General features: G+C 69.4%; 29 protein-coding genes and 1 tRNA gene. 24 read left to right on the forward strand and 6 right to left on the reverse strand.

Translation table 11 applies throughout. The features are described from left to right. Positions 1-50: 50 nt before the first annotated feature. Complete coding sequence (locus E1286_RS24030) at positions 51-287, reverse strand: hypothetical protein (RefSeq protein ID WP_132615700.1); 237 nt, start codon at positions 285-287, stop codon at positions 51-53. Next, the gene (locus E1286_RS24035; protein ID WP_132615701.1) at positions 287-511 is read right to left on the reverse strand and encodes a DUF6158 family protein; all 225 of its coding nucleotides are present in this window, start codon (positions 509-511) and stop codon (positions 287-289) included. Before E1286_RS24035 ends, E1286_RS24030 begins: the two co-directional genes overlap by 1 nt. A gap of 247 nt (positions 512-758) precedes the next feature. Here E1286_RS24035 and E1286_RS24040 point away from each other — a divergent pair. Further along, positions 759-832, forward strand: a tRNA-Ile gene (locus tag E1286_RS24040). Positions 833-863: 31 nt separating this feature from the next. Here the strand turns inward: E1286_RS24040 and E1286_RS51335 are convergent. The 4 genes from E1286_RS51335 to E1286_RS24060 all read right to left on the reverse strand — a co-directional run bounded on the left by E1286_RS51335 (position 864) and on the right by E1286_RS24060 (position 3,569). Further along, positions 864-1,784 carry a tyrosine-type recombinase/integrase gene (locus E1286_RS51335; RefSeq protein ID WP_132615702.1) on the reverse strand — a complete coding sequence of 307 codons (921 nt, stop codon included), beginning with the start codon at positions 1,782-1,784 and terminating at the stop codon, positions 864-866. After that, positions 1,727-2,464 (reverse strand): hypothetical protein, encoded by a 738-nt coding sequence (locus E1286_RS24050; protein ID WP_132615703.1) that lies wholly within the window; start codon positions 2,462-2,464, stop codon positions 1,727-1,729. Before E1286_RS24050 ends, E1286_RS51335 begins: the two co-directional genes overlap by 58 nt. Positions 2,465-2,526: 62 nt before the next feature. Then, the gene (locus E1286_RS24055) at positions 2,527-2,919 is read right to left on the reverse strand and encodes a hypothetical protein (protein ID WP_132615704.1); all 393 of its coding nucleotides are present in this window, start codon (positions 2,917-2,919) and stop codon (positions 2,527-2,529) included. A 110-nt stretch (positions 2,920-3,029) separates the two neighbouring features. Beyond that, complete coding sequence (locus E1286_RS24060) at positions 3,030-3,569, reverse strand: hypothetical protein (RefSeq protein ID WP_132615705.1); 540 nt, start codon at positions 3,567-3,569, stop codon at positions 3,030-3,032. A 185-nt stretch (positions 3,570-3,754) separates the two neighbouring features. Here E1286_RS24060 and E1286_RS24065 point away from each other — a divergent pair, with 185 nt between their 5' ends. From E1286_RS24065 to E1286_RS24170, 23 genes are all read left to right on the forward strand, one after another. After that, positions 3,755-4,003 carry a helix-turn-helix domain-containing protein gene (locus tag E1286_RS24065; protein WP_132615706.1) on the forward strand — a complete coding sequence of 83 codons (249 nt, stop codon included), beginning with the start codon at positions 3,755-3,757 and terminating at the stop codon, positions 4,001-4,003. A gap of 13 nt (positions 4,004-4,016) precedes the next feature. Then, positions 4,017-4,268 carry a DNA-binding protein gene (locus E1286_RS24070; protein WP_246075073.1) on the forward strand — a complete coding sequence of 84 codons (252 nt, stop codon included), beginning with the start codon at positions 4,017-4,019 and terminating at the stop codon, positions 4,266-4,268. Between the two features lie 86 nt (positions 4,269-4,354). Next, positions 4,355-4,885: a hypothetical protein gene (locus tag E1286_RS24075; RefSeq protein ID WP_132615707.1), complete on the forward strand. Its 531-nt coding sequence runs from the start codon at positions 4,355-4,357 to the stop codon at positions 4,883-4,885. After that, positions 4,885-5,157, forward strand: coding sequence for a hypothetical protein (locus E1286_RS24080; RefSeq protein ID WP_132615708.1), 273 nt, complete (start codon positions 4,885-4,887; stop codon positions 5,155-5,157). Before E1286_RS24075 ends, E1286_RS24080 begins: the two co-directional genes overlap by 1 nt. Continuing rightward, the gene (locus tag E1286_RS24085) at positions 5,154-5,522 is read left to right on the forward strand and encodes a hypothetical protein (protein WP_132615709.1); all 369 of its coding nucleotides are present in this window, start codon (positions 5,154-5,156) and stop codon (positions 5,520-5,522) included. Before E1286_RS24080 ends, E1286_RS24085 begins: the two co-directional genes overlap by 4 nt. Beyond that, positions 5,519-5,800 (forward strand): hypothetical protein, encoded by a 282-nt coding sequence (locus E1286_RS24090; RefSeq protein ID WP_132615710.1) that lies wholly within the window; start codon positions 5,519-5,521, stop codon positions 5,798-5,800. The genes E1286_RS24085 and E1286_RS24090 overlap by 4 nt, the downstream gene beginning before the upstream one ends. Then, a complete protein-coding gene (locus E1286_RS48050; protein ID WP_165969886.1) occupies positions 5,797-5,967 on the forward strand; it encodes a hypothetical protein in 171 nt (56 codons plus the stop codon). Before E1286_RS24090 ends, E1286_RS48050 begins: the two co-directional genes overlap by 4 nt. Further along, positions 5,967-6,338 (forward strand): hypothetical protein, encoded by a 372-nt coding sequence (locus E1286_RS24095; RefSeq protein ID WP_132615711.1) that lies wholly within the window; start codon positions 5,967-5,969, stop codon positions 6,336-6,338. Before E1286_RS48050 ends, E1286_RS24095 begins: the two co-directional genes overlap by 1 nt. After that, positions 6,335-6,994, forward strand: a complete 660-nt coding sequence (locus E1286_RS24100; RefSeq protein WP_132615712.1) for a lambda-exonuclease family protein — start codon at positions 6,335-6,337, stop codon at positions 6,992-6,994. The genes E1286_RS24095 and E1286_RS24100 overlap by 4 nt, the downstream gene beginning before the upstream one ends. Positions 6,995-7,027: 33 nt before the next feature. Continuing rightward, on the forward strand, positions 7,028-7,294 hold the full coding sequence (locus E1286_RS24105) for a hypothetical protein (RefSeq protein WP_132615713.1): 267 nt from the start codon (positions 7,028-7,030) through the stop codon (positions 7,292-7,294). After that, complete coding sequence (locus E1286_RS24110; protein WP_132615714.1) at positions 7,291-8,181, forward strand: recombinase RecT; 891 nt, start codon at positions 7,291-7,293, stop codon at positions 8,179-8,181. The genes E1286_RS24105 and E1286_RS24110 overlap by 4 nt, the downstream gene beginning before the upstream one ends. Positions 8,182-8,220: 39 nt before the next feature. Continuing rightward, positions 8,221-8,535, forward strand: coding sequence for a hypothetical protein (locus E1286_RS24115; RefSeq protein ID WP_132615715.1), 315 nt, complete (start codon positions 8,221-8,223; stop codon positions 8,533-8,535). After that, entirely contained in the window at positions 8,532-8,747 is a 216-nt protein-coding gene (locus E1286_RS24120) for a hypothetical protein (RefSeq protein WP_132615716.1), read from the forward strand. Before E1286_RS24115 ends, E1286_RS24120 begins: the two co-directional genes overlap by 4 nt. Next, a complete protein-coding gene (locus E1286_RS24125; protein WP_132615717.1) occupies positions 8,744-8,983 on the forward strand; it encodes a hypothetical protein in 240 nt (79 codons plus the stop codon). The genes E1286_RS24120 and E1286_RS24125 overlap by 4 nt, the downstream gene beginning before the upstream one ends. Then, positions 8,983-9,264, forward strand: coding sequence for a hypothetical protein (locus E1286_RS24130; protein ID WP_132615718.1), 282 nt, complete (start codon positions 8,983-8,985; stop codon positions 9,262-9,264). The genes E1286_RS24125 and E1286_RS24130 overlap by 1 nt, the downstream gene beginning before the upstream one ends. Further along, the gene (locus tag E1286_RS24135; RefSeq protein WP_132615719.1) at positions 9,261-9,650 is read left to right on the forward strand and encodes a PDDEXK family nuclease; all 390 of its coding nucleotides are present in this window, start codon (positions 9,261-9,263) and stop codon (positions 9,648-9,650) included. The genes E1286_RS24130 and E1286_RS24135 overlap by 4 nt, the downstream gene beginning before the upstream one ends. Next, complete coding sequence (locus E1286_RS24140; protein WP_132615720.1) at positions 9,647-9,937, forward strand: helix-turn-helix domain-containing protein; 291 nt, start codon at positions 9,647-9,649, stop codon at positions 9,935-9,937. The genes E1286_RS24135 and E1286_RS24140 overlap by 4 nt, the downstream gene beginning before the upstream one ends. Continuing rightward, on the forward strand, positions 9,934-11,889 hold the full coding sequence (locus E1286_RS24145; protein WP_132615721.1) for a DNA cytosine methyltransferase: 1,956 nt from the start codon (positions 9,934-9,936) through the stop codon (positions 11,887-11,889). The genes E1286_RS24140 and E1286_RS24145 overlap by 4 nt, the downstream gene beginning before the upstream one ends. Continuing rightward, positions 11,886-12,149: a WhiB family transcriptional regulator gene (locus E1286_RS24150; protein WP_132615722.1), complete on the forward strand. Its 264-nt coding sequence runs from the start codon at positions 11,886-11,888 to the stop codon at positions 12,147-12,149. The genes E1286_RS24145 and E1286_RS24150 overlap by 4 nt, the downstream gene beginning before the upstream one ends. Before the next feature lie 154 nt (positions 12,150-12,303). Further along, a complete protein-coding gene (locus tag E1286_RS24155; RefSeq protein ID WP_132615723.1) occupies positions 12,304-12,561 on the forward strand; it encodes a hypothetical protein in 258 nt (85 codons plus the stop codon). After that, the gene (gene dnaN, locus E1286_RS24160) at positions 12,558-13,649 is read left to right on the forward strand and encodes a DNA polymerase III subunit beta (RefSeq protein ID WP_132615724.1); all 1,092 of its coding nucleotides are present in this window, start codon (positions 12,558-12,560) and stop codon (positions 13,647-13,649) included. The genes E1286_RS24155 and dnaN overlap by 4 nt, the downstream gene beginning before the upstream one ends. Next, complete coding sequence (locus tag E1286_RS24165) at positions 13,646-13,855, forward strand: hypothetical protein (RefSeq protein ID WP_132615725.1); 210 nt, start codon at positions 13,646-13,648, stop codon at positions 13,853-13,855. The genes dnaN and E1286_RS24165 overlap by 4 nt, the downstream gene beginning before the upstream one ends. Before the next feature lie 908 nt (positions 13,856-14,763). Then, positions 14,764-15,118 (forward strand): RepB family DNA primase (locus tag E1286_RS24170; protein ID WP_223190311.1); only part of this gene is annotated, 355 nt, incomplete at its 3' end.

Genomic DNA, 15,118 nt, shown 5'->3' on the forward strand with positions numbered 1-15,118 from the left:
AGCTCAGCCGAACCCGGCGGCTACTCCACGGACGACCCGAGGCCCAGCCCTCAGTACTCCACCTCGAACGTGTGGGGCCCGAGGCCGTAACCGTCACCCCGCGGCACCACGTACCCGTGCTCCACCAGCTTGGTGACGCTGTGGCGGACCTCCTCCTCGGTCAGCCCGCAGGCGCGCACCAGCCCGTCCATGCCGGCGCCACCCGACTCGACGGTCTGCGAGGCCACGGCCTCGTACACATGGATGTCCACGTCCGACAGGGCCTGGACATCATGGCCCTCACTCATCAGCGCTGCCTCGCTCCCTCTCGCAACCGGCCCGGATCCACCTCGCGCGCCGGATACCGCCGCAAATACTCGGCTTCCAGCTCATTCGTCCGTTGGGTGTGCGTCGCCAGCGCGTCGTCCGAACCGTGGAAGAAAGTGTCACTCCTGGTCACGTGCAGTTGCCGCAGCTCGCGGATGACGTCCTCGTCGCTGAGCTGCGCCGGATCGATTCCCATGGTCGTCATGCGTTCCCCCTACCCCGCCGAACATACGTGTCACATCACCAGCCAACCCGCGCACGCACCTACCAGTGCCGCGAATGTGATCAAGCCGCACTCCCCGTACGGGGTCCGGCATGGAATGATGTCGGCGGAGACCTGTCTCCCGTTCGGCCGGACGCCGCAACCGGATCCGATGCTCTAGCCTTAGCCATGCGCGGGGCCTCATCACGATCCTCACGTCGCCCTGCCGCACGCCACACAACTGAATCAAGGGGCGGTAGCTCAGCCGGTTAGAGCATCGGACTCATAATCCGTGGGTCGTGGGTTCAAGTCCCACCCGCCCTACTCACTCCACCAGCGGTGCAGCAACCGCGCGTCAATCCGTGGGTCGGTCAACCGCCCTAAGGGGGACCGAAAGGGAACCGCCAGTTTCAGACGCCTCCCCCACCGCGACCGCGCGAGGCACCAGAACCACGCTCGCCTCCGCCGCTTCCCGAGCCACCTCCGGAAGCACCGTCGTATACAAGTCCGCCGTGATCGACAAACTGGAGTGGCGCAACATCTGCGACGTCGTCTTCATGTCATTCCCCGGCGCCAGCGACAACGTCGCCGCGCCATGGCGAAGGTCGTGCAGACGGATCGGCGGCAGCCCGGCCCCGAAGACGAGCCGCTCGAAATGCTCCGACACCCAGTCCGGGGTCAGCTCCGCCCCGTTCTCCCGCGTGAAGATCCGGCCCCTGTCGATCCAGGACGCGCCGAACGCCAGCTTCTCCTCCAACTGCCGCTTGCGGTGCGCCCGCAGCACGCCCACCGTGCCCTGATCGAGCGCCACCACCGCATCCGACGCAGCCGTCTTCGGCGCCCCCTCCTTCACCTGACGGCCAACGTTGGCCAGCTGCTTGGCCGTGGCCAGCAACCCCTCGTCCAGGTCAGCGTCCACCCAGCGGGCACCACACGCCTCACCACGCCGCAACCCACGGAACGCGACCAGGTGGTACAGGGCGTACAGCCGATCCCCAGCGGCGTGGTCCAGGAACGCGCCGAGCTGCGCCGGCGTCCACACCATCACCGGCGACGGCCGCGACGTGGCCAGCCACACCTTGAACCGCTCCAGCCGCTGCCGCGCCTTCGGCCGCGCGGCCCGCTCAGCGGCCAGCCGCTTCTCGTACGCCGCCTCGAACGCCTCCACGCGCGGCCGCGTCCACACCACACCCTTCGCCTTCTGCCCGCCGTCCAGCTTCAGCAGCGCCGCGGCGTTGAACGACACCAGGTGCTCCCGCTCCGCGTCGGCCAGCACGGTACGGATCGTCGCTTCGTCACCGGCCCCGTCGGCCGCTTCCCCCGCACGCCGGCCCGCACCTGCGGATCGTCCGAATCGCGCGCGGCCAGCAGGGCAGCGTTCTTCTCGTCGATCCGCGCGAACACCGCCTCGACGGTCGGCACAAACAGGCGATCCAACCGCACGCCAGCCAGCACCTCGCGGATGTGCGTCTCCCAGTGCGACACATATCCGAGCAGCGTCGACTCGCGGATGTCCTTGAGCCTTCGCCGGCGGGCCACCCACTGCTCCCAGTACTCGCCGAACGTCATCGACTGGAGCGGCTGCCCGGCCCGATACTTCTTGTGGAGCTCCTCGTAGTCCGGCATCGGCGCCCGCTTCCGGTGCGCCGCCTTCACCATGGCGAGGATCTCCATCCGCGCCTCATGCCCCTCCGGGCCGGCGTCCGGGATGTCGAGCAGCCGCCCGATCGCCTGGTACCGCTCGACCACCTCAGCCTCGGTGGCGAACCCGCCGAGCTTCAGGTAATGACGCTTACCGTCAGGCCGCGCCGGTAGTTCTTCCTTGCCGTACCACGTGCCATGGTTCGGGTTCCACGAGCCGTCTTTACGACGCAGCTTCGGGCACCTGGACTCCAGGTCCTTGCCGTCTGCGGCCCGGCATTTGCAACGTTTGAACGGGTTACCGGTCACGATCATTTCCCCTTGCGTCCACGGCTACTTCGGGAAAATCGACGGGCCTCTCCGATGAGGAATCGCCGCTACCGCAGGCGAGGCAACCCGAACGGCGGCGTGTCCTGCTGCCCGTTGCCATTGATTATGTGCTCGCCGAGACCAGCGAGCGGATCCTTCAGCGTGAGGTCCGCCAGGTGCAGCCCTTGGAGCTTCGCGCCCGCCTTCATGCCCAGGCTGTACGCCGTCTCCACCGGCAGCGGCAGGACCGGCGCCGGTCGCCTGCGGAGGCTGCGCTCGAACCACAGGCCGCAGGTCAGGACAGCCGCAGCCAGGGCGACCAGAGAGAAGATGCGCGACAGCAGGGCCGGAGACTCCACGATCAAGGAAAGTTCGAAGAACGTTCCAATAATGATGGCCAGCGCCGTCGCCCACCCGGCCCCGGCAGCAGCCGCGACCGCATTCCGCTTGTTTTTACTCACTATCCCCTCCAACCAGTTACGACCCCGTCGTCCCCCCGCGTCCGGTCAGGACACAATATGACCGAATCTCGGATATGGATAGAGGTGGTAGCTGGGAGGTTACCTGCACGTTACGGGGACCTCTGCCTGGACTTTTCCTCCAGAATTTCCAAAGTGGTGCGAATCTGGACAATCTGACCGCTCACGGATTGCGTGACGGCCTGAATTAGGGATTGCTCTAGAGAGGATTTCTGGGCATTGGTCAGCCCTTCGGCGGCACGAATGTCGTCGATCCCCTCCAGGATCATTTGCAGCACCCGCTCGGGCACGCTCTCGGTGTTGATGGCCGCCATCGACGGCTCGGCTGCTGCCCGCCGGCGCAGGTGCGACTCCAGCAGGCTCGCGGCCTCTGTGACGTTCGCACGCTTCGCGCGCCGGCCTAGATCCGCCAGCTCGTCGGGCGCGATACCGACGACCGCCGACATGATCGCAATCTTGTCCGGCGGGCCGTCATAGCGGCCGCTTTCGATGCTGCGCCATCCCGCCTCGGACATTGACACTCCTGCGGCGGTCGCCGCTGCGGCGGCGTCGCGCACTGACAGGGGTGGCAGACGATCCTTGCGGCGCTCGCGGATGAGCTGCGCCTCGGGCGGCACGGGGTTGGTAGCCACGGTTCTACCACTCTCCACACGTCCGGGATGCGTGATTCTACGCACCTACGCGCACCCTATCGGATGTACGCGCACGTCAACAATCGGTTGAGCCCGAGAGTCGCCGCCCAGTAAGGATTTCCCGAAGCTAACCCAAGGTAAAGGATGCGCGCACAAGCGCGTAGGTACGCGTACATGCTTCTGCTATGGCAACCACCACCGCCCAGCGGACCACATGCGTCTGCGGAGGCTGCACCTGCGGAGGGGACCCGCTCTTCTACGACATCCCCGACGTCATGCGCATCCTCGGCATCTCCAAGAAGTCAGTCGAAAAGCTCATCAGCAGCGGAGACCTCGACTCGACGCTCGTCCTCACCCGGCGCAAGGTCTACCGGCAGTCCGTCAGCGACTACCTCGCCCGCTCCGAATCCGCCACCCCCGTCACCACCTGCTGACAGGGAGGCAAGCGTGAGCACAGAGAAGCCCCGCATGACGGAAGACGAACTCCGCGCCCTACCGGTGAGCGTCCCGCTCGTCGAAGCCGGCCGCGCCCTGTGCATGGGACGCACCAAGGCCCACGAACTCGCACGCAAGAAGCAGTTCCCGTGCCGCGTGCTGCGACTCGGCGGCGCCTACGTCGTCCCGAAAACGGAGCTGCTGCGCGTGCTCGGCTACGACGCCCCCACCACCGCGCTCGACCCCGAACCCGCCACGCCCTGACATCAGGCGGCGGCGCGGGACCCGCACCGACGCAACCGGCCGGGCCCCGCTCGACCCACAACCTCACTCTCGAAAGGACGCGGATCGTGACCACGATTCTCGCACCCGCCACAGCGGACAAGGTCAGCACCGCTGACCAGATCATCGAAACGCTCGCCACCTACGTCGACGAGCACAACCTCGACAACGGCGGCGGCCACCAGAACACCATGCTCCTCGCCGCCCTCATCACCCGCCTCTTCGACGTCACCCCCCGCGAGGCCATCGACCTCGCCAAGAACGACGCCTTCGACCCCCGCGTCAAGGTCGCCGGACAGGCCCGCAACCACATCCTGACCCGCGCCCAGGGCGCCCGCCTCGCCGCCGAGCAGTGGACGCCCACCGACGGCGACACCGTCACCTGGAACGGCATCGACGGCATCTGGATCGTCCGTGGCTACGAGGACGACGACACCGTCTGGATCCACCGCCCCGACGTGCGCATGGTGCCCACCATCGGCCGCAACGGCGGCGGCATGGTCGACCTCGCGGGATGGCGCGACGAGCCCGCCCACGAGGAGCTGGTCGCCATCGCCGACCTCCGCCCCTTCGAGGTCGCCGCGGGGGTGACGGTCTGATGACCACGCTCACCCTCACCACCACGGCCACCGACGCCGCCAGCCAGGTGCTGCGCAAGATGGCCGACCTCATCGGCGGCCCCTACAACGCGTCCCTGGTCGAGGCGCTCCACCTAGCCACCCGCGACCAGGCGCTCGCCGAGCAGGCCGTCAAGCAGCTCGCCACCACCCTCAACCGGCACCCGCGCGACCTGCCGCTGTGGGACGTCACCCGGCCCCGCGACCTCGTCGCCCACATCCTCCGCCTCGCCGCCCTGGGGGTGAACCGATGACCGAGAAGACCTTCATCATCCGGGCCACGCTCGACTTCGAGTACAAGGTCAAGGCGGAGAACGCTGACGAAGCCGCACAGATGATGCACGACGGGGAGAGCAACATCGGCCCGGGCAGTTGCGTCGGCTACAACATCGAGGCCGTCGTCTCCGCCGACAAGGCCGACTACTTCTGGGACTCCGACCAGGACGAGCGCGCCAAGTGCCAGTGCGGACACCTACTCAACGACGCGCACACCGGCCGACGCTACTACGACCGCGAGAAGCGGACGAACAAGTGGCCGAACGCGTGCGACGAGCACGGGTGCAGCTGCATGAACGGTTCCGAGGCGGTCGCCGAGCAGCCCGCGGCGGTGAGCCAGTGAACACCACCGCCACCGCCCTGCAGACCGTGCCCGTCGCCGGCGACGCCATGCGCGCCGGGCACCGCGGCCACATCATCGCCGTCGACGGCGTCATCGCCACCATCACCAGCATCAACCGGGCCGACAACGGCGAGCACGTCGTCAACTGGCAGCAGATCGACTGCAGCCCCCACGACGAGCCCGCCACCGGCACCATCTACGTCCCCGACGGCGCGACCGTCGACTGCATCCGCGTCGCCGACTGGCTCGCCCGCGAGGACAGCGAGGCCAGCCGATGAGCACCGGCGACATCGTCACCCGCCCCGACTGGAACGGCGGCCGCCCGGTGCGCATCCTCGACGCTCGCCCCGTCGCGGGCGGGCTCGCGGTCCGCTACCAGGACGTCAACGCCCGCGGCCGCGCCCACCAGGTGATCGTCAAGGACGGCAAGCGGGGTGGCCGGTGATGGCGAAGAAGCCTCCGTCCCCGTGGCTGCCGCCCGGCACCCCCCTCCACCTGGGTGTGCCGCTGCGGCGCCGTCAACCCGCGCACCACCACCAGCTGCCGGAAGGGCTGCTCATGAAGTGGATCGTCCGCCTGGTCGAGCAGCGGATCCCATACGGCCCGTTCGACGACGAGCAGGAAGCCCGCCGGTTCGCCGACTTCCTCACCACCGAAGTCGACCCGGCCGCCGTCGAGCCGCTGCGCTCGCCCACCACCGAGCTCCTCAACTGGCGCGACGCCACCCAGGAGCGCGCCGCCCGGCCGAGCGTGCGCGGCGGGCCCGACATCGGCCATGACGCCAACCGCGACTACTTCGAGGAGCAGGGCACGTGATCCACGAAGCCCTCCGCACGCCCACCGGTCGATACGTCGGCCGGTGGACACCAGCGGACCCCGAGTGGCACAAGGCACGCCAGGGCAAGCTCACGGGCTCACGCATCGCCGCCGTGCTGGGCATCTCCCCGTGGGAGTCGCCCTACTCGCTGTGGTGCGAGATGGCCGGCCTAACACCACAGCCCGAGCAGACCAGCGAGATGGCGCGCGGCCACTACCTCGAACCGTCCGTCGCGGCATGGTTCGCCGACCAGCACCCCGACTGGGACATCTTCGAGGCGGGCACCTACGTCCACCAGAGCCGGGCGCACCACCTGGCCAACCCCGACCGGCTCATCCGCTACCACGCCCTCCCGGACAACATGCCGGTCGGCTGGTACGACGTCGAAGTCTCCGCACTCCTGGAGATCAAAACCGACGCCGACGGCAGCGGATGGGGCGAGCCAGGCACCGACGAAATCCCGCTCTACTACCGCACTCAAGTGCAGTGGTACCTCGACGTGCTCGGCCTGCCGCGCGCCCACATCGCCGTCCTCGGCGGGCGACTCCAGCGCCGAGTACGTCGTCGACTACGACCCTGCCGACGCCGCCCTGCTCCGGCAAGCGGCCGACGACTTCCTCGACTCGCTGCTGTGGCGCGAGATGCCCGACCTTGACCCGCACCCGGCCACCTACGCCGCCGTACGGCCTTGCACCCGGACATCGCCGACGACGACATCGACCTCGACGACGACACCGCCACCGAATATCTGGCCTCGTTCGCCGAAGCGAAGACGGCGGAAGCCCGCCACACCGCGGCCAAGTCCCGGCTCGCCATCGCGATGGGCACCGCCCGCCGCGCCCGCTGGCGCGGCAAGACCATCGCCACCCGCCAGACCAAGAACGGCGGCACGCCGTACCTAGTCGCCGGCCGCAACCTGCCCAACCTCGCCGAGCTGATCGGAGCCACCGCATGACCATCGCCAACCTGCCCGCCGTCCGCGAAGACTCCCTGCCCGAGCGACAGGAGTACGCCAAGGCGCTCTCCGTGTCCAACCTGCTGCCCAAGCAGTACCAAGGCCAGCCCGGCAACGTCCTGTACGCGGTGGAGTTCGGCAAATCGCTCGGCATCTCCACCATGGCCGCCATCCTCGGCGTCCACATCATCGACGGCCGCGCCTCCGCCTCCGCCGGCCTCATCTCCGCCCTGGTCCGCGACGCCGGGCACAAGCTGCGCGTCTGGGTCGAGCGTGACCAAAATGGCCAGGTCGTCAAGGCGATCGCGACGATCCACCGCCGCGACGACCCCGACTTCGAGTTCCGCGCCGAGTGGACCATGCGACGCGCCAGCGACGCCGGGCTCACCAGCAAGCAGGTGTGGAAGAACTACCCGGAGGCGATGCTCAAGGCCCGCGCCATATCCGAGGTCGCCCGAGAGGCGTGTGAGGAGGCGCTCCGCGGCGTCGGCTACACGCCGGAGGAGCTCGGCGCGGAGGTCAACGCCGACGGGTCTGTGGTGGTCACCACGGCGGCTGCCCGGCCCAACGCGCCGGGGCAGACGATCCGCGGCGCGGTAGCTCCCGCCGAGCCTGCCGCCCCCGCCGGGAACGGTCCCGCGCCCGAGGTCGCGCCCACCACGGACACCGCAGAGCGCATGATCTCCCCGGCGCAGCTCAAGAAGATGGGCGCGGCCATGCGCGAGGCCGGGCTCACCGACCGCGACGCCGCACTCGCATTCGTCAACGAGGTCCTGCAGCGGCCCGCTGACCAGCAGGTTACTTCCCGCAACGAACTCACCCTCGACGAAGCATTCGCCGTCATCGAAGCGCTGGAGCCGAGACCGCGAAGGCCGAAGACCCCGTAGACGCCGACCTGGTCGACGACAACGAGACGGCGGCCTGACATGACCATCCACGAACCCGACATCGCGCCCGCGCCGACCGGCGACCCGACCATCATCGACACCCTCCGCAACATGTACGCCGCCGCCATGACGGAGGCCGACCGGCTGGCCAGCATCGGCGGCCACGAACGGGAGATCGCCCAACAGCACCTGATCCGCGCGGCCGAAGCCGACGCCGCCGCGATGTCCGCGCGAGCGTACGCCGAACGCTGGCGCCGCCACCTGGAGTACGAGCTCGCCGGGCCAGCCGACACGACCGGCCAGATCGAGCCTCCGGCCGCAGGCCCCGAGCCGCACGAGCCGGCGACGTCGTGATCGCGCTCGCCGTCGGCGCGCTGCTGCTGGCCGTCATGGGCGGCCAATACCTGTGGCTCCGCCCGGCGGCGAGAGCCCACATCCGCCGCGCCCTCTACCTGCCGCTGAGGCGGCGGGCACGCACCGCCCGCCGCTCCCTGGCCGCCCTGGTTCGGGCGGCCCTCCTTCGGCCCTACAGGGGCCACCACACGCCACGAAGGACACAGCCGTGACCGGCCTCGTCTGGTGCCTCCTCACCACCGCCGCAGCCCTCGCGGCGGTGGCCGCCGCCAAACTCATCCGGCCCCACCTCGCCGCATGCCGGGCTGAGCGGGACCGGGCCGCCCGCGCCCACCTCGCACGACTCCGCGCCGAAGGCGAACTCGCTCTCGACCCGGAAGCCGCGTTCCTGCGAACGCTCGCCGGCCACCCCGAACTCCACGACCTGACCTCGAAGGACCGCACCTGATGCATGACATCAGCAACGCCTCCGCCCAGGCCGCGGCGCAGCTCAACCATGATCTCCCACCGGAGGTCAGCGAGGTCGAGCCTCGCCCGGTCCTGCCGGACATCCTCGCCGCCGCCCGCCGCTGCGAGCCCTGGCTGATCGCACTCATCGTCGCCCTGCAACTCGCCGTGCTGGTCGCCGCCATCGCCTGGTTCACCAGCAGGCCAGGGCCGACCACGGACATGCCCGTCCCGACTCCACGCCCGCAGCCCGCACCGACCGCCCCGCAGGAGACCCGATGAGCCGCAACAAAGACAAGGGCTCCGCCGCCGAACGAGCCATCGTCGACTACCTCCGCCGCGTCGGCTTCATCCACGCCGAACGCCGCCTCGCCGGAGCCACCAAGGACCGCGGCGACATCGCCGGCATCCCCGGCGTCGTCATCGAGGTCAAGAACCAGGCCACGCTCAAGCTCGCCGAGTGGCTGGAAGAAGCCCACCTCGAACGCCACAACGACAACGCGCAGATCGCCGCCGTCTGGCACAAGCGCCGCATGAAGGGCTCGCCCGCCGAGTGGTACGTGACCATGGACGGCACCACGTTCGCATACCTGCTGCTGCACTTCGCCGGACTCGATGGGCTGCTCCTAGCCGAGGCCCGCGACCGCGACGAGGCGGTGGCCCGGTGACCGCACCCAAGCACACCACCGAAGTCCTCTGCGCCGACTGCGGCCAGCTCAGCTCGCACGGCGGCCGCCACCTCTGCTTCACCTGCTACGCCCGCAACGACTACTACGGAACCCTCGACCAGTACCCGCCCCTCCGCACCTGGCTCTCCACCGCAGCCCGCGTCGAGGACTACGCCGAACTCCGCCGCCAGCAATACATGTCCCTCCGCGACGCCGCCGCCCGGCTCGGCGTCAGCGAGCGCACCGCATGGCGGTACGAGGCCAAGCTCAGGGCGGTGTCCGCATGAGCCGCCGAACCAAGCAGCCGCACCGCGTGGCGACACACCGCCCCGCTGTCCGCCCCCGCCGGTGGCGCCACGACGACCTCATCGCCGTTGACCTCTTTAGCGGCTTCGGCGGGCTCACACAGGGCATCGAACTCGCGGGCTTCACCACGATCATGGCGGCGAACCACAACGCCTACAAAGTCGAAGTCCACGAAGCCAACCACCCGCACGCCGAGCACTGGATCGCGGACCTGGTCGACCCGGAATCGTCCGACTACCATTCCGCCCGCGACCTCCCCCCGGCCGACCTCCTCGTCGCCGGCGTCAGCTGCGTCAACCACTCCCAGGCCAACACCCAGAAGGCATACGAGCAGCACCTCTCGCTCTTCGACCTCGACGACCCCGAGTTCGAGGAGCGCGTCACCCGATCAGAGCGTGACCGCGCCACGGCGAACTGCGTCCTGCACTACGCCGCCCAGCACCACCCCCGCATGATCCTCGTCGAGTGCACCACCGAACTCACCTCATGGGGCCCCGCACTGCCGAATCGCCCAAAGGTGGGAGACGGCACGACCTACCGGTGGTGGCTCAAGCAGTTCGACCTGCTGAATTACCGGCACCGGGTTCTGTACCTGAACTCGATGTTCTTCGGCGTCCCGCAGTCCCGCGACCGGCTCTACATCGTCTTCTGGGACAAGAACCTGCCCACCCCCGACCTCGACCACCGACCCGAGTCCTGGTGCCCCGGCTGCGGCACCATCGTGCAAGCGCGCTGGACCTGGAAAACCGGCATCCCGCCCACCGGCAGCGTCCGCTACGGCAAGCAGTACGAGTACCGATGCCCCAGCTGCAGGCGGGTCGTGATCCCTCCGTACGCGCCATCGCTAAACGCGCTCGACCTGTCCAACCTGGGCAGCAGGATCGGCGACAAGCCACTCCGCGAGTTCAAGGACAAGAACACCGGCGAGATCATCATGAGCCCGCTCGCGCCAGCCACCATGGCCAGGGCCGAGCGGTGCAGGCAGCGGTTCACCGACTTCCCCGCCGTGCTCATGCCAGCCAAGTCCCAGCGCGGGTCCGAGCGCCACCCGTGGCAACCCCTCGTGACGCAGACGAGCCAACAGGAGACCGCGATCCTGTCGACCGGCGCGCTCATCGCCGCCGCAGGTAACACCTACGAACGGCCCGGCTCCGACTGCCGCACCCGCACCCTCGGCGAGCCGCTGCCGTCGCAGACCTCGACCAACACACAGGCGCTCCTCACACCCCCGGCCGCCCTGGTGACCGGGCAGGTGATGGTCGCGCACAGGCACAACGGCGACGGCAAGCACATCACCCAGCCGATGGACACGGTCACGAGCACGCACGAGAAGGCAGTCCTGCTCGCGGTCAACAACTTCCAGGGCGCCCCTCGCGGCGCCGACGAGGCGCTCCCCACACAGGGCGGCTCGGAGACCCTGTCGCTGCTCTCGACCGGCGTCCTCCCGTTCCGGAAGCACACCACCCCGGCAGCGCACGCCGAAGCCATGCCGACCGTCACGTCCGACCAGATCCCGGGCGTGCTCACCGCGGCCGGGACCATCAAGAACAACGGCTCGATCGACGAGGCGAAGTACCGCGCCCACGGCCTCGACGACCCGCTCGGCACCGTCGTCGGGTCCGCGGTCACTCAGGGCATGCTCTTCTCCGGCTGGCACGAGCAGGACAGCCCCGACCCGATCGGCGCCAGATGGCGTGAAGTCCTCGCGGACCTGAAGCTCGAAGACTGCTACTTCCGCATGATGGCCTCGCACGAGGTCGGCGCCGGCTGTGGCTTCGACGTCGACTTCGCCGACCGCAAGGGCACCTTCATCGTCTGGGGCTCCGCACGCGAACAGGTCGACGGCTTCGGCAACGCCGTCAGTCCGCCGGTCGGCAAATGGATCAGCCTCCGACTCCGTGCCATCCTCCACGCCGAAGGGTGCCGCGCATGAGCCAGCCCAACTGGGAGCCCAACGCCGCCTGCCACGCCTACCCGGCAGAGGTCTTCTTCCCGATCGCGTACCACCCCCACCGCCGCGACGTGCAAGCAGCCAAACGCATCTGCGCCGCCTGCCCCGTACAGGCGGAATGCCTCGCCTGGGCGCTCGCCAACCCGTACCGCTCCTCCGACGGCATCTGGGGCGGCACCACCCCACCCGAACGCGCCAGCACCCGCCGCGCCCGCACCGCAGAAAGGACCGCAGCAGCATGAACGCCACCACCACGCGGGCCGTCGACTGGATCCGCCCTGGTATCCCGCCGGAGCGATCGGCCACACCCGGCCGGACTGCCCGAAACTCCTCGCCGTCCAGCCCGCCCCGGTCCAGGGCGCCGGCTGGCTCAACCCCCAACGCGGCACCGTCTGCATGCCCTGCCTCAAGGCCGACGGCTACCCCCTCTGGGACGCCCACTGCCACACCTGCGACTGGTCACTCGCCGAAGAGAAGGCCGACGACGACGCCTCGATCTTCACCACCCGCGAAGAGGCCTCCGCATGGAGGGCTAACCACCGCTGCGAGTCCTACGTCACCCTCACCGACCCCAACCCGCCCGTAGCCCAGGCCGCCGCCCAGCTCGACCTGTTCCCGCTCACCGACCTGACCGCCGAGAGGACCGCAGCATGAAACTCAGCGTCGACCCCAAGCTCCTCGCCGACCTCGTCACGTCGACCGCCCGCGCCCTCCCGCTCGGCCCCACCGTCCCCGTCCTGTCCGGCCTGCTGCTCGAAGCCGACGGCGACACCCTCACCGTCTCCGCGTTCGACTACGACATCTCCGCCCGCGGCACCGCACCCGCCGACATCGCCGAACCCGGCAAACTCCTGCTCCCCGGCCGGCTCCTCGCCGAAGTCGCCAAGGCCCTGCCCACCACCAGCTTCGCCGAGCTCGCCGCCACCGACACCGAGGCCACCATCCGCTGCGGCCGATCCGACTTCGAGCTGCGCACCCTGCCCGTCGACGACTACCCGACCCTCCCCGAACCGCCCGCCACCGCCGGGACCATCGACGCCGACACGCTCGCCGTGGCCATCGGCCAGGTCCACCCCGCCGCCGGACGCGACGACACGCTCCCCATGCTCACCGGCATCAAGCTCGACACCGACGCCGAACGCCTCACCCTCGCCGCCACCGACCGCTACCGGATCGCCGTCACCGACACCACCTGGCAACCCGCCACCGACGCCAGCGTCAGCGCGCTCATCCCCGGCCGCCACCTGGCCGACATCGCCAAGGGCCTCGGCCACGGGCAGGTCAGCATCGGCCTCAACGAGCACCTCGCCGCCTTCACCACCAGCAGCACGCAGACCACCATCCGCCTGCTCGAAGAGCAGTTCATCGACTACCGCCCCCGCGTCACCTACGACGCCACCATCACGGCCACCGTGGACGCAGCCGCTCTCGCCGCCGCGGTAAAGCGGGTCGCGCTCGTCGCCGACCGCAAGACCGGCACCGGCGTCCGCCTCGCCTTCACCAACGGCGAGGTCACCGTGCGCGCCGGCGGCGACGACATCGGCCGCGGCACTGAAGCCCTGGAATGCGCGCTGAAGGGCGACCCCATCGAGATCGCCTTCCAATCGCAGTACCTCCTCGACGCGCTCGGCGCCATCAACGGCAACGCCACGATCGCCATGGTCGGGCACTCCAAGCCCGCGCTGTTCGCCTCGGCGGACGGCACCCACAAGCAGCTCGTCATGTCGCTGAGGCTCGCGTGACCACCCGCGCCTACCTGCTGCGCGGCGAGCGGGTCGAGCTGGTGTGCAGGTTCGTCCTGCCCTCCAAGCCTCGCCCGCTCCCGCCGTGCCCGCCGTGGCTCACCTGGGCGGCCCCGCCGCCCGGGGCGCCCCGCAACGCCGCCGTGGCGTACGCCGACGGCCGCATCGTGGTGCGGCCCTTCCGAGGACTTCGGAGGCACACGTGAACGGACCCACGCTCGCCGAGCTCTCAGAGCCGTGCACCCGGTACGGCCACCAGAGCGGCAGACACACCGAACGCGAACGCTGGGGCTGGCCGACACGCCACTGCCGAATTGACAGCTTGCGACCGAAGCACCTCACATCGCCCCACCTGCGTAAACGGACAGAGCCACAGGCCACCAGTAACGCACTAGGCAGACGCGGCCAGCAGAACCCGCAGGTGGCGGCCATCGTACGAACTTCGGTCGCAAGACATCACATCTCCACCAGCGCCCTGAACCGCGGAGACGCTCATGGAATGGGTCAGCCGGTGCTCCACCTGCCCTCGCGTCGCAACGCTGATCATCACCGGTCGGCGGCCCGGGCGCACCTGCTACAGCGCCCTCACCTGCGACGACTGCGCACCACGCCACCGGCAGAAAGCCCGCGAAGCCGGACCCCTCACCGAGGAACCCCCCACCACCCGCGCCCAAGACGCCCTCTTCTAACCCACCACCGACACCGATGGCGCCAACCCGCACAACCCCACACCTGACACCCGACCCGAGCGCCATCGCACCACGAGGGGGACCCGGTTGAACGCCTCCCAGCACGACGACGCACCACCACGCGCCGACCTCACCCAGGTCCGCGCGTGGCTCACCACGCTCCACGGAAGCGCCCCGGGCCTCCTCAACATCGTCGCCACCGACGCATGGGCTGGCGCCTACTTCGCCACCGACGAGCCCGGCATCCAGGCAGCCACCGCCTACGTCGGCCGCCTCGACCAGCAGGGCAAACAAGGCATCTACGCCCGCGTCACCACCCTCAAGTCCGCACCCGCCCGAGACGCACGAGGCGGCGCCGCCGACTCCCTCACCCTGCCCGGCTTCTGGGCCGACATCGACATCGCCGGGCCGGCCACAAACACGAGGTGTGCCCTACCGACTGCTCCAAGGGCCACAACCACAAGCGGCTCCCGCTACCCCCCGACCTCGACACCGCACGCCACATCATCGCTGCCGCCGGACTCCCCGAACCCACCATGTGGATCCACTCCGGCGGCGGCACCTACCCCTGGTGGCTCCTGGCCACGCCGCACACCATCAGCAACGACCTCGACGACATCGCCACCCTCACCGCACGCTGGCAGCACGCCGTACAAGCCGGATCCGAAAAGCTCGGCTACCACTACGGCGCAGGAGTCGGCGACCTCGCCCGCGTCCTCAGAATCCCCGGCACGGTGAACAGGAAGGAGGGCCTCGCCCGGCCGTGCACCGTCCTGGAGT

The organism is Nonomuraea terrae (assembly GCF_004348995.1).
GTDB classification, from domain to species: Bacteria; Actinomycetota; Actinomycetes; order Streptosporangiales; family Streptosporangiaceae; genus Nonomuraea; species Nonomuraea terrae.

Bases quoted from the DNA above. Each gene is read 5' to 3' on its own strand.
- E1286_RS24035 (WP_132615701.1), bottom strand. From the start codon at position 511: ATGACGACCATGGGAATCGATCCGGCGCAGCTCAGCGACGAGGACGTC.
- E1286_RS24145 (WP_132615721.1), top strand. From the start codon at position 9,934: ATGAGCCGCCGAACCAAGCAGCCGCACCGCGTGGCGACACACCGCCCC.
- E1286_RS24030 (WP_132615700.1), bottom strand. From the start codon at position 287: ATGAGTGAGGGCCATGATGTCCAGGCCCTGTCGGACGTGGACATCCAT.
- E1286_RS48050 (WP_165969886.1), top strand. From the start codon at position 5,797: ATGAGCACCGGCGACATCGTCACCCGCCCCGACTGGAACGGCGGCCGC.
- E1286_RS24065 (WP_132615706.1), top strand. From the start codon at position 3,755: ATGGCAACCACCACCGCCCAGCGGACCACATGCGTCTGCGGAGGCTGC.
- E1286_RS24110 (WP_132615714.1), top strand. From the start codon at position 7,291: ATGACCATCGCCAACCTGCCCGCCGTCCGCGAAGACTCCCTGCCCGAG.
- E1286_RS24095 (WP_132615711.1), top strand. From the start codon at position 5,967: ATGGCGAAGAAGCCTCCGTCCCCGTGGCTGCCGCCCGGCACCCCCCTC.
- dnaN (WP_132615724.1), top strand. From the start codon at position 12,558: ATGAAACTCAGCGTCGACCCCAAGCTCCTCGCCGACCTCGTCACGTCG.
- E1286_RS24155 (WP_132615723.1), top strand. From the start codon at position 12,304: ATGCCCTGCCTCAAGGCCGACGGCTACCCCCTCTGGGACGCCCACTGC.
- E1286_RS24085 (WP_132615709.1), top strand. From the start codon at position 5,154: ATGACCGAGAAGACCTTCATCATCCGGGCCACGCTCGACTTCGAGTAC.
- E1286_RS24115 (WP_132615715.1), top strand. From the start codon at position 8,221: ATGACCATCCACGAACCCGACATCGCGCCCGCGCCGACCGGCGACCCG.
- E1286_RS24050 (WP_132615703.1), bottom strand. From the start codon at position 2,464: ATGATCGTGACCGGTAACCCGTTCAAACGTTGCAAATGCCGGGCCGCA.
- E1286_RS24135 (WP_132615719.1), top strand. From the start codon at position 9,261: ATGAGCCGCAACAAAGACAAGGGCTCCGCCGCCGAACGAGCCATCGTC.
- E1286_RS24150 (WP_132615722.1), top strand. From the start codon at position 11,886: ATGAGCCAGCCCAACTGGGAGCCCAACGCCGCCTGCCACGCCTACCCG.
- E1286_RS24080 (WP_132615708.1), top strand. From the start codon at position 4,885: ATGACCACGCTCACCCTCACCACCACGGCCACCGACGCCGCCAGCCAG.
- E1286_RS24130 (WP_132615718.1), top strand. From the start codon at position 8,983: ATGCATGACATCAGCAACGCCTCCGCCCAGGCCGCGGCGCAGCTCAAC.